Genomic DNA, 15,776 nt, shown 5'->3' on the forward strand with positions numbered 1-15,776 from the left:
CGAATTGAGGCAACACACAGCTTCCCCCGCCGCCGCCAATCCCTTAAGCCGCTCAACCATGAGCATCTGGGCCACTTTGGCCGGCACCGCCATCGGGCTGGTGATCGGCGGACCCTTGGGCGCGCTGGCCGGCGCGGCGGCGGGCGGCGCGGTTGATGCGGCGCGGGCGCGCGCCACCAGCCCGGAACGCCGGCGAGTCGCCTTTTCCATCGCCGCCATCGCGCTCGCCGCCAAGATGGCCAGCGCCGATGGCAATGCCAGCGCCGCCGAATTCGCCACCTTTCAGCGCCTGTTCCACGTCGATCCTTCCGAGGCCGGCAATGCCCGGCGCTTTTATGATCTGGCCAAGGGATCGACGGCAGGGTTTCAGGCCTACGCCATCCAGGCTGCCGATCTGCTTGGCCAGGGATCGGCCACGCTGGAAGATCTCCTCGACGCGCTGTGGATGATCGCTGCCGCCGATGGCTTTCACCAGGCCGAACTGGATTTTCTGGGCGAAGTTGCTGCCATCCTGGGCTTTGACGAAGCCGCGCAGGCCCGCATCCGCCGCCGCCATCTGGCGCCTGCCGCCGATGATCCGTGGGCGGTGCTAGGCGTGGAACCGAGCGCCGATCCCGCCGCACTGCGCGCTGCCTATCACGCACTGGTGAAACGCTATCACCCCGATCGCGCCGTGGCCGAAGGCGTGCCCTACGAATTCATCCGCGTATCCGAACTGCGCATGGCCAATATCAACGCCGCCTACGACCGGCTGACCGGGAGACGGCGATGAAGCCCCTGCACTTGGCTGCCATCCTGGCCATCGACGTGGTGTGGGGCTTCAATGTAGTCGCCGTCAAGGAAGGCGTCGTCAGCGCCGGGCCGATGACCGCGGTGCTGCTGCGTTATGTGATTGCGACGCTGGTGTGCCTGCCGTTCATCCGCTGGCTGCCGGGGCGCATGGGCCTGATCCTGTTCACCGGTTTCATCGCCGGCGCGCTGTTCATGTCGTTGGGGGCGCTGTCCTTTGCCATGGCCAACAATCTTTCGGCGCTGTCCATCGTCGGGCAACTGGGCGTGCCGTTCAGCCTCATCCTCGCCGTCATCTTCTTGAAGGAACAGATCCGCTGGCCGCGCATCACCGCCATCGCCATCTGTTTTTTGGGCGTGGTGGTGATGGGCTTTGATCCGGCCATCGCCCACGAACGCATCGGCATCCTGCTCACGGTCGCCGCGTCGTTGTGCTGGGCGGTGGGCAATCTGCTGTTTCGGCGGCTGCAGGGCGTGCCGGTGCTGGTCATCCACGGCTGGTTGGGCCTCGTGTCCATCCCGATCATGCTGGCGCTGGCGCAGACGTTCGAGCCGGCAAAGCTCGCCGCCATCCCCGACCTGCCGTTCAGCACGTGGGGCTGGATTGCCTATTCCGGCATCATGTCCAGCCTTGTCGGCCACGGCGGCATGACCTGGCTGTTCCAACGCTACCCCGTCGCCGTCGTCTCGCCGCTCACCTTGCCAACCCCGCTGATTTCGGTGGCGGTGGCGGTGGCGGTGTATGATACACCGATCACCGGGCAGATGCTGGTGGGCGGGCTGTTGACGCTGGTCGGCGTCGCCATCATCACCATCCGCACCGCCCAGCGCCGCGACAGCGACATGCCGGTGGAGCCAACATGATCCCCAGCATGATCCAGCGCGCCAGCCCCAATTTCGACGACCGCAAACTGCCCATCGGCATCCTGGTGCTGCACTACACCGGCATGACCAGCGCCGCCGCGGCCATCGACTGGCTGGCCAATCCCGAATCGAAGGTGTCCGCCCATTATGTCGTCGCCGAAGACGGCCAGGTGCTGCAAATGGTCGACGAAGCCAAGCGCGCATGGCACGCCGGGCGCAGCTGGTGGCGCGGCGTTACCGACATCAACAGCGCCAGCATCGGCATCGAGATCGTCAATCCCGGCCACGAATTCGGCTATGTCCCCTTCCCAGCGCCGCAGATGAACGCGGTGCACACGCTCGTGGCCGGCATCACCGCCCGCCACGCCATCATGCCCGCGAATGTTGTGGGCCACAGCGACATCGCCCCGGCCCGCAAGCAAGACCCCGGCGAACTGTTCGATTGGCCCCGCCTCGCCGGCGCCGGCCTCGCTGCCGCCCCGCGCCCATGCAGCGACCCGAACTGGACCGATCCCGGCTTCCTCGCTGCCCTCGGCCGCTACGGCTACAACGCCGCCGCGGCACATGAAGCCGTCATCGCCTTCCAGCGCCGCCACCGCCCGGCACGCTTTGACGGCGTGATCGACGCCGAAACCCGCGCCATTCTGCGCGGGCTGCTGCTGGCGGAGGGGTTGTGACCTCGCCGCGCAATACTGGTCAGACAGGACATCCAGAATGCCCATTTTCGCCGTGAACTATGACCATCCCGATGAAACCGGCTGGCAGCAGCATTTGCTGCCCCATATCGCCTGGCTGCGGGACCGGGTCGCGGATGGGTCGCTGCTGGCATCCGGGCCATTCACCGGCGAAACGGGAAAATCTGCGCTGCTGCTGTTCAACATGCCCGACCTGCAAAGCCTTGAGCAGTTGATTGCCCACGATCCTTTCGCCCGTGAAGGCCTTGTCCACAACCTCACCATCCGACACTGGGATCCGATCTTCGGCGCCTTCAACAGCCATTCCAGCCGGCCGGTGCGCACGGCCTGAACGGGTCAACTGGAACAGCAGCCGTGCGTTGCCAAAGTTGCGGTTGGGCACGTTTGGCGTACCGCGCTGGTCACACAGCGCCGGGTTTGCGCGCGCCAAGCGGCAGGTCGTGGCCGCCGAAATCCAGTGTGGATTTGGACACAACGCTGCCCAGCGCATCGATGATCAGGCGCAGGCGGCGCTTGTCGGTGGCAAAGGTCAGGCGGAAAGTGCCGAAATCCTCGTCCACGCCGGCTTCGACCCACGAGGTGATGAGGCGGCCCGCCAGCATCGGCTGCACCTGCTCGGGGTTCAGTTTCAGCCCGTCGGCGATCACCTCCGCCGCCACGGTGAAACTCTGCCCGCTTCCTTCGATTTCGATCATGCGGCTGCCTGTGGCGCGAATCGCTGCACAATGCCATGGGGATGCTGCGATCACGTTGTTGGGCGGCCGCGTCAGGAGCAATTCTGCCGAGGAAAGTCCGGGCTCCACGGAACGCGGTGCCGGGTAACGCCCGGCGGCTTTGGTATCGGAGAAATCCGGGACCGGGGTCAGGGACAGTGCCACAGAGAACAGACCGCCGATGGCTCCGAACCAAAGCAATTTGGCAACAGAGGACAGGCAAGGGTGAAACGGTGCGGCAAGAGCGCACCGCGCGATGGGCAACCAAAGCGGCACGGCAAACCCCACCGGGAGCAAGACCGAATAGGGATGGCGCGCGGGCCTCGGCTCGCAGGGCAGGAACCGGCCCAGTCATCCGGGTTGGTTGCTGGAGGCGGCGGGCAACCGCCGTCCAAGAGGAATGGTCGCCCAGGGGGTTTACGCCCCTGGACAGAACCCGGCTTATAGACGGCGTGATCGCATCGCAGCCCGGCCAGGTAGCAACGCGCAGCGTTGCGACCGGACTCGGGCAAGATCGGCCAGCGAGCAAAAATGGCGGTCCTCAGGCCGCCATTTTCGACTCGTCTGACGGCGTGGCTCCGCCACGCTGTTCCTTCTGTACCTTCCTTGAAACCCCAAGCGGACTCGGCGGCTCCGCCGCCGGCCGCACCCGACAAGCGCGAATCAATTCGCCCGCCCCCCCCTCAACCCGATCGCAGCAACGCCACCCCCGCATCGCGTTCGAACAAATACAGCAGCACCCGCGCCGCCTGCCCCCGCGCCCCGTCCAGCCCGCCATCACGGTCCAGCAGCAGCCGCGCATCGTCGCGCGCCACGGTGACAAATTTCTGCACGCGTTCGGGATCGGCAAAGCGAAACGCCTCCTCCCCCGATTGGCGCGTGCCCAAGATCTCGCCATAGCCGCGCAGCCGCAGATCCTCCTCGGCAATGCGGAACCCATCGTTGGTCTCGCGCATCAGCTTCAGCCGGCTGCGCGCGGTTTCCGAAAGCTCCTCGCCGCGCAGCAGCAGGCACACGCTCTGCCCCGGCCCGCGCCCAACCCGCCCGCGCAACTGGTGCAATTGCGCCAGGCCAAAGCGTTCGGCGGCCTCGATCACCATCAGCGTGGCACCCGGCACATCAACCCCCACTTCGATCACCGTCGTCGCCACCAGCACCGCCAGCCGCCCGGCGGCGAAATCGGCCATCACGGCATCCTTGTCCGGCGCCTTCATCTTGCCGTGCACCAGGCCAATTTTGTCCGCACCCAGGCGGCCCTTGAGGAACGCGGCGCGGGTGGTGGCGGCGGCTTCGTCCTCATCCTCGGTGCCGTCCACCAGCGGGCACACCCAATAGGCCTGCCCGGCGGCAGCCACATGACGCGACAACCCGGCGATCACATCCTCAACGCGGGCCCGCGTCGTCACCCGGGTTTCGATTGGCTGGCGGCCGGGCGGGAGCTCGTCGATCTGGCTCTGGTCCATTTCGCCAAAATGCGTCAGCGCGAGGCTGCGCGGGATCGGCGTCGCGGTCATCGCCAGCACGTGCGGCGGCACCCGGGCCTTGTTTGCCAGCATCAACCGCTGCGCAACGCCAAAACGGTGCTGTTCATCCACCACCACCAGGCCCAGGTCATCATAGGCCACCGCTTCCTGAAATATCGCATGGGTGCCCACCAATATGTCGATGCGCCCCGCCGCCAGATCGGCCAGCAGCGCCTCGCGCGCTTTGCCCTTGTCGCGTCCCGTCAGCAGTTCGATGCGTACCGGCAGTCCACCGGCCAGCTTGGTCAGCGTTGCCAGATGCTGGCGCGCCAATATCTCGGTGGGCGCCAGCAACGCCGCCTGGGTGCCGGCCTCCACTGCGGTCAGCATGGCAATCAGGGCCACCAGCGTCTTGCCCGAACCCACATCGCCTTGCAGCAGCCGCAGCATCGGCTGGGCCTGCGCCATGTCGCCGGTGATTTCGCCAATCACGCGGGTTTGCGCGTTCGTCAGCTGCCACGGCAGGCCGGCCATGAACGGCTGCACCAGCCGGCCACTGCCTGCCAGCGCCCGCCCGCGCCGCGCCCGCGTGTCTGCGCGCACCAGCAGCAGCGCCAGCTGGTTGGCCAGCAATTCATCATAGGCCAGCCGGTCGAGTCCACCTTCGATGCGGTGCGCCGCGTTCAGCGCAGCGGTGAACGAGCCCCATTGATGGCGGGCCATCACGCTGGGTTCGATCCATTCGGCCAGCGCCGGCACCCGCGCCAACGCCTCGGCCACCAATTGGCTCATGCGCCGATTGGTGACGCCTTCGGTGAGCGGATACACCGGTTCCCGCAGCGGCGGCGGTGCCGGACTGTCCATCGCCAGCACATCGGGGTGGGCGATCTGCAATTTCTGGCCATAGCGGTCCAGCTTGCCGATGATGCGTTTTTCCACCCCGATCGGCAGCTTGGTCTGCGCCCAGGTGGCGGACTGGCCGAAAAACGTCAGATCCACCCACTGCCCGCCGCGGTCCACCGCCGCCACGCGCAGCGGGCTGCGCGGGCCGCCGCGTTCGTGGTTGGCCGGCGTCAGCGGCACCACGATGGGCCGGCCAACCAGGCTTTCATCCACCTGTTCCACCGCCAGCCGGTCGATCACCATCGTTGGCAGGTGAAACGCCAGATCGGCGGCGCGGGTGATTTTCAGCCGCGCCAATTGACGCACCTGCGCCAAGCCGACACCCTTGAGGGCGGCCACTTCGGCGAACAGGGGGTTGAGGATGGCCGGGCGCATGTCTATCCCTGCTCTCATATCACCGCGCCGGCCGTTTGAAACGCCTGCGCGGCATTCGTGTTTCCAAAAAGGGCCGGACGATGAACGACAACGAGGTGAAAGGTGGGCCTATCGACCCGATGGAACTGCGGATGCGCCGGGCCAAGTATCGCGCCTCGCACCGCGGCACCAAGGAAGCCGATCTGGTGGTGGGGGGATTTTTCGAGCGCCACCATGCGCAGTGGGACGAAGCCGCGATGGACTGGTTTGAAGTGCTGCTGGAAGAACAGGATGTCGATATCATGGCGTGGGCGTTTCGCACCGCCGCCGTGCCGGCCCGGCTCGAAGGCCCGCTGATGCACGCCCTGATGAAGCTGGATTATGTTGAAGTGCAGAAGTGATCGATCTGCCGCGCTTCGTCGAAGCCCGCAAGCCCGTGACGCTGGCGCGCTGCGCTGGCGGCTATATTCCGTGGCTGATGGCCGATATCGCGCGCGCGGCAAAAGGCCGGGCGTGGTTCATCGCCGCCGACGAAGCGCAAGCCCGCGCCGTGGCCGAAGCTGCCGGCTATTTTGCGCCCGAAATCACCGTGACCATGCTGCCGGCATGGGATTGCCTGCCCTATGACCGCGCCTCCCCGTCGCTGAAAATGGCAGCCGAGCGTGTGGCAGCGCTGGCCGCGCTGGCCGACCGCCAATCCGGCGCCGAGCTGGTGGTCACCACGGTCAACGCCATCAGCCAGCGCTGCCTGCCAAAATCGCGCATCGCCAATCTTTCGGCCCGGCTCAAGCCCGGCAGCCGCATCGATCGCAATGCACTGGCGCTGAAACTGGCGGCAAACGGCTTCGTGCGCGTCGATACGGTGGTGGAGCCGGGCGAATATGCCCTGCGCGGCGGCCTTGTCGATGTGATGCCATCGGGTGAGGAATTTGCCCTGCGGCTGGATTTCTTCGGCGACGAAATTGAATCCATTCGGCGTTTCGATCCCGCTACCCAGCGCAGCCTGGGGCCAGCCGACGGCTTTGATCTGCTGCCCGTTTCCGAAGTGCTGCTGGATGCCGACCGGGTTCGCACCTTCCGCGCCGGCTGGCTGGGCACGTTCGGCGCCGCCGCCACCGCCGATCCGCTGTACGAAGCCGTCAGCGACACCCGCCGGCTGGCCGGCATGGAGCATTGGCTGCCATTGTTCGAGCCGGGCCTGGTGACGCTGTTCGATTGGCTGGCGGACGACGATGTGGTGGTGCGCGATGCCGGCGCCGACAAAGCCGCGGCCGACCGTTTCGATGCAATCACCGATTATCACGACAACCGCGTCGCCGCGCTCACCCAGAAAAAGGGCAGTTACCGCCCGCTGGCGCCCACGGCGCTGTATCTGGCGCGTGCGGAATGGGCGGAGCGTCTGGCCGCTCACGCCGTCCACGCCGCCAGCTCGCACGATGTGGCGCCGGGCACGCTGTTTGCCATTGATTGTGACGCCGTGCCGGCCCGCGATTTCGCCCCTGAACGCGTTGGCCAGGCCAACGGCGGCGCGCCGGTGTACACCGCGATCAAGGCCCATATCGAAGAACGCCGAAGCGCCGGCGACCGGGTGGTGCTGGCCAGCTATTCCAATGGCGCCCGCGAACGCCTTCGGGGCCTGCTGGCCGATGAAGGCGTGCAGCGCATCGTCACCGCCGATCACTGGCAGGAAGTGCAAGGCCTCGCCGCTGCCGGGCAGATCGTGCTCACCGTGCTGCCGCTCGATCATGGCTTCACCCGCGTCGAAGCGCGCGGCACGCTCACCCTGCTCACCGAACAGGACATGCTGGGCGACCGGCTGGTGCGCAAGGCGCGTTCGGCGCGCAAGGCCGATGCGTTCATGGCCGAACTGGCAATGCTCACGCCGGGCGATCTCATCGTCCACCGCGATCACGGCATCGGGCGCTATGACGGGCTGCTGGCGATTCCGATCGGCGGCAAACCGCACGACTGCGTGGCCCTCAGCTACGACGGCGGCAGCAAGCTGTATGTGCCGGTTGAAAACATCGACGTGCTCACCCGCTATGGCAGCGACAGCGAGGGTGTTGGCCTCGACAGACTGGGCGGCGTCGCCTGGAGCACGCGCAAGGCTCGGATGAAGAACCGCATCCGCGAGATTGCCGGCGAATTGCTGGCAACCGCGGCGGCGCGCGCGCTGCGTGAAGGCGAACCGGTGCAGATCGACAGTCATGGCATGGCGGCGTTCGTCGATCGCTTCCCCTATGCCGAAACCGAAGACCAGCTCAAAGCAATCGCCGATGTGGTGGACGATCTTACCTCTGGCCGGCCGATGGACAGGCTGGTGTGCGGCGATGTCGGTTTCGGCAAAACCGAAGTGGCGCTGCGTGCGGCCTATGCTGCTGCCATGTCGGGGATGCAGGTGGCGGTGGTGTGCCCGACCACGCTGCTGGCGCGGCAGCACAATCAAAGCTTCCGGGAACGGTTTGTCGGCCTGCCCGTCGAAGTGCGCCACCTGTCGCGGCTGGTGAATGCCGCCGATGCCAAGGCCGCCCGCGAAGGCATGGCAGATGGCACGGTGGATATCGTGATCGGCACCCACGCCATCCTCGCCAAATCGGTGGAGTTCAAGCGGCTGGGCCTGGTCATCGTCGATGAGGAACAGCGCTTTGGCGTTGTCCACAAGGAACGCCTGAAATCGCTCAAGGCCGATGTGCACATGCTCACCCTCACCGCCACGCCGATCCCGCGCACACTCCAGATGGCGCTGACAGGCCTGCGCGAAATGTCGATCATCGCCACCCCGCCGGTCGATCGCCTCGCGGTGCGCACCTATGTCAGCCCGTTCGATGAAGTGGTGGTCCGCGAGGCGCTGCTGCGCGAACATTATCGCGGCGGGCAAAGCTTTTTTGTGGTGCCGCGCATCTCCGATCTGGCCGAGATCGAACAGTTTTTGCGCGAACAGGTGCCAGAAATCAAACCGATCACCGCCCACGGCCAGATGGCGCCATCGCAAGTCGAGGAGCGCATGAGCGCCTTTTACGACAAGCATTACGACGTGTTGCTGTCGACCACGATCATCGAATCCGGCCTCGATATCCCGTCAGCCAACACGCTGATCGTTCACCGTGCCGACCGCTTTGGCCTGGCGCAGCTGTATCAGATCCGCGGCCGCGTCGGGCGCGGCAAGACCCGCGCCTATGCCTATCTCACCACGGCTGCCGGCCAAACCATCACCGAAGGCGCTGAAAAACGTCTGCAGTTGCTCAGCCAGCTCGATACGCTGGGTGCCGGATTTCAGCTGGCCAGCCACGATCTCGATCAACGCGGCGCCGGCAATCTGCTGGGCGACGAACAATCCGGCCATATCAAGGAAATCGGCTTCGAATTGTACCAATCCATGCTGGAAGAGGCGATTTTGGAAGCCCGCGCCGAAGCCGCCGGCATGAAGCCGCCCGCCGAAGCCTTCAGCCCCCAGATCACCGCCGGAGTGCCGATCCTGATCCCCGAACATTATGTGCCCGATTTGAATGTGCGCATGGCGCTGTATCGCCGCCTGAACGAGATCGAGAACCGCGGTGCCATCGATGGGCTGGCCGCCGAGATCATCGACCGCTTCGGGCCGCTGCCGATGGAAGTGGAAAACCTGCTCAGCGTCATCGAGATCAAGCAGGCCTGCATCGTGGCCGGCGTATCGCGGCTGGAAGCCGGGCGCAAAGGCGGGCTGGTCAGCTTCCGGGGTGATCGTTTCGCCAATCCGCAAAGCCTGATGGACTATATCGAGCGGTTGGGCGCCCGCGCCAAGGTACGCCCAGATCAGAAACTGTTCATCGCCGCCGATTGGGACAACGACAAGACCCGGCTGAAAGGCGCATTGGCCATCGCTTCGGCGCTGGCCAAACTGGCTGCCGGGGCGAAAATGAAGCCGGTCGCCAAGCCAACCGCCAATCCGGTTGCCAAGCCGATTCCGCTGCCGCCAAAGGCGCCTGCCAGGCCCGCCGTGTTCAAATCGAAATTCAACAGGCGATGATCAGACGGCGATGATCAAGCGGCGATGATCGGTGTCAGCTCAGGCAACACTGCTCTTGGGCTTGCGGCGCGTGCAAAAGGCCATCAGCGCGGCCTCATCGAGCGGCGGGGCCACGCAATAGCCCTGCACCCACTGGCAGCCAGCAGCGCGAGCGGCCGCCAATTGCACATCATCTTCGATGCCTTCGGCCAACACGGTGAGGCCAAGGCGGCGGGCGGTGGCGATCATGCCTTCCACCACGATGCGTTCGCGTTCACTGCCGGTCAGCCCGTGGGCAAAACTGCGGTCAAGCTTGATGGTATCAACCGGGAGGCGGGCAAGCCGGGCGAGGCTGGAATAGCCAACACCAAAATCGTCGAGCGCGATGCCCACCCCGTCCCGGCGCAGCAGCGACAGGGTGGCAGCAGCAGCGTCGAGATCGTTGATGATGGCTTCTTCGGTTACCTCGATCACCAGCCGGCGCGGTGACAGGCCCGAAGTGGTGAGGTCCTTGGCCAGCGAGGCGATGAATTCGGGATCGGCCAGATCGGCGGCCGTGACGTTCAGCGAGATTTTCAAATCGGCCAGCGCCCCCGTCCAGGCTGCGGCCGCGGCAATGGCGCGGGAACGGATATGCCGGCCCACCGCCAGCGCCAGTTCGGCCGAGGCGGCGGTTTCCAGCAGGGTCACCGCCGAAAGCCGGCCATAGCGCGGGTGATCCCAGCGCGACAACGCCTCCACCCCGCCCACGTTGCCATCGCTCAGGCTGGATTGCGGCTGGTACAGGATGGTGATGCCGCCATCCTTGAGCGCGCCGAACAGATCGGATTCAAGATCGGCACGCCGCGCCAGCGCCTCACGGTCGCTTTCGAGGTGGAATCGCGCCACGGCGCCCGGCTCCCGCCCACGCGCATCGGAAAGCGCGATGGAGGCTTCGCGCAGCAGCGCCGTCGCCACGGCTGCCGGCTCGCCTTCCTTGATGTGATCGTCCCAGGCAATGCCGGCCCGGCCCGAAACATGGATCAGGCGATCATCGATGGCAAACGGCCGTTCGAATCCGCGCAGCAACTGGCGGGCCAGGCTTTCGAGCTTCACAGCAGCCCCGGCACCGGAAATTCCAAGCGCGAATTCCGCCGCCGTCAACCGCGACAACAATCGCAATTCACCGCTGGGCGTGCGCGAATCGGCGATCGGCCCCAACCGGCGCGCAATCACCGCCAGCAGGCGATCGGCAACGTCGCGGCCATAAATGGTGTTGATCTGAGCAAAACGCCCAACGCCGACAACGATCACGCCGCAGGGGATTTGCGCGGCGCGCTGTTCGGCCAGCCAGTGTTGCAGACGTTCGGCGCTGGCAAGGCCGGTCAACCGGTCTGCCTCGCCGGCATCAGGCGCCGTGGGCCCAGCGCAGGCCGCGGCAAGGCGATCGGCATGGCGGCCAGCCAGGTGTATCGCGGTCGAAAAACTGTCGGCGCCAAAGGGCGACACCATCACCGACGTGGCGCCGGCATCGCGGGCAGCCACCGACGCATCGGCATCATTGCGCGACAGCAGCACCAGCATGGCACCGCGGCGACTTTCCACCGCCGGGCCCAGCGCCTGCGCAACTGCGAGGCCAGCCGACAGCGCACCGCGGGCATCCACCACCACCACGCGCACCGGTTCCGCTGCAAAGCGCCCCGCTGCCAGTTCGGGCCGGCGTTCCACGCGCGGGGTCTGGCCAGCAGACGCGACCATCGCCGCCACATCATCTGCATAACGCGGCGATACGATCAAAACCGGTTCGGCGTTCAAAGCGCCCATGACGTCCAGAATCTGCCCCTATTGTACGCTTTACACCTCAGTTTCGATGGCGTTTTAATCTCCGCCTGTCCAGCCCGACAATCAAACTGCAGACCGGTTATTGCGAAAAACTCTTGCCAAGCGATGCAGGCGTGCCACAGGTTTGGCCCATGTTTGGTGAGGGCAATTCTGGCAAGGAACGGGCCGCACAGCGCCCCCCGGCGCTTGCACCGGATCGGCCACTGGTCGATCCGTTCGGCCGCGCCATCAGCTATCTGCGCGTTTCGGTAACAGACCGCTGCGATTTCCGCTGTGTCTATTGCATGGCCGAAGACATGACGTTTCTGCCCAAGCACGAGGTGTTGAGCCTTGAGGAAATCGACCGCATCGCCTCCGCCTTCATCCGGCGCGGCACCCGCAAGCTCAGGCTCACCGGCGGTGAACCGCTGGTGCGGCGCGGCATCATCGATCTGGTGAACAGCCTCGCCCGCCACCTCAAATCCGGCGCGCTGGAGGAATTGACGCTGACCAGCAACGGCAGCCAGATGGCCCGCCATGCCGATGCATTGTTTGCCGCCGGGGTGCGCCGCGTCAACATCAGTCTCGACACGCTCGATCCGGACAAGTTCAGCCGCATCACCCGCTGGGGCCGCCTCAATCAGGTGCTGGACGGGATTGCCGCTGCCAAGGCAGCCGGCCTGCAAGTGAAGCTCAACGCGGTAGCGCTGGCCCATGAAAATGCCGACGAGATCGAAGCGCTGATGCACTTCGCAGCCGCTGGCGACCACGATCTGACGCTGATCGAAACCATGCCGCTGGGCGAAATCGGCGAAGACCGGGTGGATCAGTATCTGCCCCTTTCCACCGTGCGCCGGCGGCTGGCGCAGCGCTACACGCTCATCGATCTGCCGCACCGCACCGGCGGGCCGGCGCGCTATGTCCGCGTCGAAGAACTGGGCCTGCAACTGGGTTTCATCACGCCCCTTACCCACAATTGCTGCGAGAGCTGCAATCGCGTGCGGCTGACGGCCACCGGGCAATTGTACATGTGTCTGGGCCAGGACGATCAGGCCGATCTGCGCAGCGTGATCCGGCGTGCGGGCAATGATGACGCCGCCCCCGGGTGCGCCATCGATGCTGCACTCGATCAAGCTCTGGACGAAGCCATCAGCCGCAAGCCCAAGGGCCATGATTTCGTCATCGACCGCCGCGGCGCCCGCCCCGCCGTGGCGCGCCACATGAGCCTGACCGGCGGCTGAGCCGCTGCAATTTTCTTGAAGGACGTTTCGATGAAACTCGCGCTGCTGGCTTCCGACAGCCATGTCGCCCGCGCCGCCGGCAACGCGCTGCGCAAGCAGTATGACTTCGTTCCAGTGCGCGAAGCCGAGGTGGTGGTGGCGCTGGGCGGCGATGGTTTTCTGCTGCAATGCCTGCACGAAGCCCTGCAATTCCAGGATCCCAAGCCGATGTTCGGCATGAACCGCGGCACCGTCGGCTTTTTGATGAATGATTTCAAGGCAGCCAAACTTGAGGAACGGGTGGCCGCAGCCCGGTATTTCGTGCTGCACCCGCTGCAGATGACCGCCACCACTACCGCCGGCGAGCGCGTGTCGTTCCCGGCGATCAACGAGGTGTCGCTGCTGCGCGAAACCCGCCAGACCGCCAAGATCGGCATCACCATCGACGGCAAGATCCGCATGGAGGAATTGATCTGCGACGGCGTGCTGGTGTCCACCCCGGCCGGATCGACGGCTTATAATTTGTCGGCCAACGGGCCTATATTGCCGCTGGAAGCCGATCTGCTGGCGCTCACGCCGATATCGCCCTTCCGCCCCCGGCGCTGGCGCGGCGCGCTGCTGCCGTCCGCCAGCCATATCGAATTTGAAGTGCGCGAGGCCAAAAAGCGCCCAGTTTCAGCCGTTGCCGATCAGATCGAAGTGCGTGGTGTCGCCCACGTAAAGGTGGCGATCGACCGTTCGATCAGTCTGACCCTGCTGTTCGACCCGGAATACGCGCTGGACGATCGCATCAGCCTGGAACAGTTCGCCAGCTGATTTTTTGCCTTGGCAAGCATCCCGCCCACCGCTAAGGGAGCGCTCCCACGCTGTTCCTCGGTAGCTCAGCGGTAGAGCATTCGACTGTTAATCGAATGGTCGTAGGTTCGAATCCTACCCGGGGAGCCAGCGTGGGATTTACCGGCTTGAACGGGCGCTGATCGTCAGCCGCCGCGTTCGCCAGCTCCCCCGCTTTCATTATGGGTTGCGCGCCTGCGCCAGCCGTTTCAATGCTGCCGCCAGGTCAGCTAGAACTTGGGCAGGGGACACGGCATCGCTATCGGCACACCAGCAATTTCGGGCGCACCCAAGCGCACACCGATTTATGCACAGCTTTACGCACAGGTGCTGGTGGCCATCGTGGCCGGTGGCCTGATCGGCCATTTCGCGCCGGAAACCGGCGTGGCGCTCAAGCCTTTGGGCGACGCCTTCATTCGCCTCGTCAAGATGATCATCGCGCCGGTGATCTTCCTCACCATCGTCACCGGCATCGCCGGCATGCGCAATCTGGCCAGTGTCGGCCGGGTCGCGGGCAAGGCCTTCGCCTATTTCCTGTGCTTTTCAACCATCGCACTGATCGTGGGCCTGGTGGTGGCCAATGTCGTGCAGCCCGGCGCCGGCATGAACATCGATCCCGCCACGCTCGAAACCGGCGCTGTCGATGAGTATGTGAAAAAGGCCAGGGATCAGACCATCACCGGTTTCCTGATCGGGATCATCCCCGAAACGGTGGCCGGAGCCTTTGTCGAAGGCAATCTGCTGCAGGTGTTGTTCCTGGCGATCAGCTTCGGCATTGCGCTTTCAACCGCTGGCGAAGCAGCGCGGCCGGTCGTGCGCTTGTTCGAAGCGCTGGGTGCCGGCTTTTTCCGGCTGGTGGCGATATTCATGCGCGCCGCGCCCATCGGCGCGTTCGGCGCCTTTGCCTTCACCATCGGCAAATATGGCATCGGCTCCATCGCCAATCTGGCCGCGCTGGTTGCCACGTTCTACATTACCTCGCTGCTGTTCGTCATCGTCGTGCTGGGGCTGGTGGCGCGCGGCGCGGGCTTTTCGATCTTCACGCTGATCCGGTACCTGAAGGCCGAACTGCTGCTGGTGCTGGGCACCTCCAGTTCCGAAAGCGCGCTGCCCAGCCTGATGGACAAGCTGGAGCGTGCCGGCTGCCCGCGCAACATCGTGGGGCTGGTGGTGCCCACCGGCTACAGCTTCAATCTGGATGGCACCAACATCTACATGACGCTGGCGGCGCTGTTCATCGCGCAGGCCACCGGCATCACGCTCAGCCTTGGCGATCAACTGCTGCTGCTCGGCGTGGCCATGCTCAGCAGCAAGGGCGCAGCGGGGGTGACGGGTGCTGGCTTCATCACACTGGCGGCCACGCTTTCGATCTTGCCCAGCGTGCCGATCGCCGGCATGGCGCTGATATTGGGCATCGATCGCTTCATGTCGGAATGCCGGGCGCTGACCAATTTCATCGGCAATGCCGTGGCCACCATCGTCGTCTCGCGCTGGGAAAATGCCATCGACGAAGACCGATTTGCCGTCGTGTTCACGGCCCACCAATTTGGCCCCGACACCGCCATACCGGGGCCAGAAGCCGATCCTGACTGAACGGCAACGGGCCTGGTTGAAACAATTTTGCAATATTCAGCGTGGCGAAAGCTGAGGCGTGCGAAACAGTTCTATTCTCTGGTGAAAGGCCTGCTGCCGATGATCCGCCGTTCCGTTCTGTTGCTGCTCGCCGCCTCTCTGGCGGGATGCAGCTATGGTGATTTTGCGTCGGGCAGAGCGCCCAACTATCCCTCCGATTACCAGACGGGGATGGGCGGCTATGCCAACGATTGGCCGGCACAGCCCGGCGCGCAGTGGGGGCCGCAAGACGTGTCGGGCATCGACGTGTTCCGCGACCCATTGAGCCGGCATGGCCGCTGGCTGCAATCGCCGCAGTGGGGTGTGGTCTTCGTGCCCAACGCGCAGCGCGGCTGGCGCCCGTATCAAAACGGCCAGTGGCTGGAAAATCGCTTCTGGCTGTCGGGCGATCCCTGGGGCTGGGCCACCGATCATTATGGCCGCTGGGGCTTTGACGAGACTGTGGGCTGGGTGTGGGTGCCTGATGTGACCTGGGGGCCAAGCTGGGTCGCCTGGCGCGAGGCCGACGAGGCTGTTGGCTGGGC

General features: G+C 65.2%; 13 protein-coding genes, 1 tRNA gene and 1 other RNA gene. 12 read left to right on the top strand and 3 right to left on the bottom strand.

What is annotated here, in order from left to right; translation table 11 throughout:
• Positions 1–58: 58 nt before the first annotated feature.
• The 4 genes from ACESL8_RS03690 to ACESL8_RS03705 are packed head-to-tail and all read left to right on the top strand — an operon-like array spanning position 59 to position 2,679.
• Positions 59–772, top strand: a complete 714-nt coding sequence (locus tag ACESL8_RS03690) for a TerB family tellurite resistance protein (RefSeq protein ID WP_372916086.1) — start codon at positions 59–61, stop codon at positions 770–772.
• Positions 769–1,653 (top strand): DMT family transporter, encoded by an 885-nt coding sequence (locus tag ACESL8_RS03695; protein ID WP_372916088.1) that lies wholly within the window; start codon positions 769–771, stop codon positions 1,651–1,653. Before ACESL8_RS03690 ends, ACESL8_RS03695 begins: the two co-directional genes overlap by 4 nt.
• Positions 1,650–2,330, top strand: coding sequence for an N-acetylmuramoyl-L-alanine amidase (locus tag ACESL8_RS03700; protein ID WP_372916090.1), 681 nt, complete (start codon positions 1,650–1,652; stop codon positions 2,328–2,330). The genes ACESL8_RS03695 and ACESL8_RS03700 overlap by 4 nt, the downstream gene beginning before the upstream one ends.
• A gap of 37 nt (positions 2,331–2,367) precedes the next feature.
• The gene (locus ACESL8_RS03705; RefSeq protein WP_372916092.1) at positions 2,368–2,679 is read left to right on the top strand and encodes a YciI family protein; all 312 of its coding nucleotides are present in this window, start codon (positions 2,368–2,370) and stop codon (positions 2,677–2,679) included.
• A gap of 70 nt (positions 2,680–2,749) precedes the next feature.
• Here the strand turns inward: ACESL8_RS03705 and ACESL8_RS03710 are convergent, their stop codons facing one another.
• A complete protein-coding gene (locus ACESL8_RS03710) occupies positions 2,750–3,043 on the bottom strand; it encodes a DUF6522 family protein (RefSeq protein WP_372916094.1) in 294 nt (97 codons plus the stop codon).
• Positions 3,044–3,093: 50 nt separating this feature from the next.
• On the opposite strand from ACESL8_RS03710, the gene rnpB reads away from it, so the two are divergent.
• Positions 3,094–3,521: RNase P RNA component class A (rnpB, locus tag ACESL8_RS03715), an RNA gene on the top strand.
• A 223-nt stretch (positions 3,522–3,744) separates the two neighbouring features.
• Here the strand turns inward: rnpB and recG are convergent.
• A complete protein-coding gene (gene recG, locus ACESL8_RS03720; protein WP_372916097.1) occupies positions 3,745–5,802 on the bottom strand; it encodes an ATP-dependent DNA helicase RecG in 2,058 nt (685 codons plus the stop codon).
• Between the two features lie 80 nt (positions 5,803–5,882).
• On the opposite strand from recG, the gene ACESL8_RS03725 reads away from it, so the two are divergent.
• Both ACESL8_RS03725 and mfd read left to right on the top strand, forming a co-directional pair.
• Positions 5,883–6,182: a succinate dehydrogenase assembly factor 2 gene (locus ACESL8_RS03725; protein ID WP_372916099.1), complete on the top strand. Its 300-nt coding sequence runs from the start codon at positions 5,883–5,885 to the stop codon at positions 6,180–6,182.
• Positions 6,179–9,787: a transcription-repair coupling factor gene (mfd, locus tag ACESL8_RS03730; protein ID WP_372916102.1), complete on the top strand. Its 3,609-nt coding sequence runs from the start codon at positions 6,179–6,181 to the stop codon at positions 9,785–9,787. The genes ACESL8_RS03725 and mfd overlap by 4 nt, the downstream gene beginning before the upstream one ends.
• 39 nt (positions 9,788–9,826) lie before the next feature.
• Here the strand turns inward: mfd and ACESL8_RS03735 are convergent, their stop codons facing one another.
• Positions 9,827–11,569 carry an EAL domain-containing protein gene (locus ACESL8_RS03735; protein WP_372916104.1) on the bottom strand — a complete coding sequence of 581 codons (1,743 nt, stop codon included), beginning with the start codon at positions 11,567–11,569 and terminating at the stop codon, positions 9,827–9,829.
• 149 nt (positions 11,570–11,718) lie between these two features.
• Here ACESL8_RS03735 and moaA point away from each other — a divergent pair, with 149 nt between their 5' ends.
• The 5 genes from moaA to ACESL8_RS03760 all read left to right on the top strand — a co-directional run.
• Entirely contained in the window at positions 11,719–12,807 is a 1,089-nt protein-coding gene (gene moaA / locus ACESL8_RS03740) for a GTP 3',8-cyclase MoaA (RefSeq protein ID WP_372916106.1), read from the top strand.
• A gap of 30 nt (positions 12,808–12,837) precedes the next feature.
• The gene (locus ACESL8_RS03745) at positions 12,838–13,602 is read left to right on the top strand and encodes an NAD kinase (protein WP_372916108.1); all 765 of its coding nucleotides are present in this window, start codon (positions 12,838–12,840) and stop codon (positions 13,600–13,602) included.
• 54 nt (positions 13,603–13,656) lie between these two features.
• Positions 13,657–13,731, top strand: a tRNA-Asn gene (locus ACESL8_RS03750).
• Between the two features lie 144 nt (positions 13,732–13,875).
• On the top strand, positions 13,876–15,213 hold the full coding sequence (locus tag ACESL8_RS03755; RefSeq protein ID WP_372916112.1) for a dicarboxylate/amino acid:cation symporter: 1,338 nt from the start codon (positions 13,876–13,878) through the stop codon (positions 15,211–15,213).
• 99 nt (positions 15,214–15,312) lie between these two features.
• Positions 15,313–15,776, top strand: a 464-nt coding sequence (locus ACESL8_RS03760; RefSeq protein WP_372916110.1) for a DUF6600 domain-containing protein, incomplete at its 3' end; no start/stop codon positions are given.

The organism is Sandarakinorhabdus sp., from assembly GCF_041689835.1.
GTDB lineage: Bacteria > Pseudomonadota > Alphaproteobacteria > Sphingomonadales > Sphingomonadaceae > Sandarakinorhabdus.

Bases quoted from the DNA above. Each gene is read 5' to 3' on its own strand.
- ACESL8_RS03690 (WP_372916086.1), top strand. From the start codon at position 59: ATGAGCATCTGGGCCACTTTGGCCGGCACCGCCATCGGGCTGGTGATC.
- ACESL8_RS03705 (WP_372916092.1), top strand. From the start codon at position 2,368: ATGCCCATTTTCGCCGTGAACTATGACCATCCCGATGAAACCGGCTGG.
- recG (WP_372916097.1), bottom strand. From the start codon at position 5,802: ATGCGCCCGGCCATCCTCAACCCCCTGTTCGCCGAAGTGGCCGCCCTC.
- ACESL8_RS03700 (WP_372916090.1), top strand. From the start codon at position 1,650: ATGATCCCCAGCATGATCCAGCGCGCCAGCCCCAATTTCGACGACCGC.
- ACESL8_RS03745 (WP_372916108.1), top strand. From the start codon at position 12,838: ATGAAACTCGCGCTGCTGGCTTCCGACAGCCATGTCGCCCGCGCCGCC.
- moaA (WP_372916106.1), top strand. From the start codon at position 11,719: ATGTTTGGTGAGGGCAATTCTGGCAAGGAACGGGCCGCACAGCGCCCC.
- ACESL8_RS03695 (WP_372916088.1), top strand. From the start codon at position 769: ATGAAGCCCCTGCACTTGGCTGCCATCCTGGCCATCGACGTGGTGTGG.
- ACESL8_RS03725 (WP_372916099.1), top strand. From the start codon at position 5,883: ATGAACGACAACGAGGTGAAAGGTGGGCCTATCGACCCGATGGAACTG.
- ACESL8_RS03710 (WP_372916094.1), bottom strand. From the start codon at position 3,043: ATGATCGAAATCGAAGGAAGCGGGCAGAGTTTCACCGTGGCGGCGGAG.
- ACESL8_RS03735 (WP_372916104.1), bottom strand. From the start codon at position 11,569: ATGGGCGCTTTGAACGCCGAACCGGTTTTGATCGTATCGCCGCGTTAT.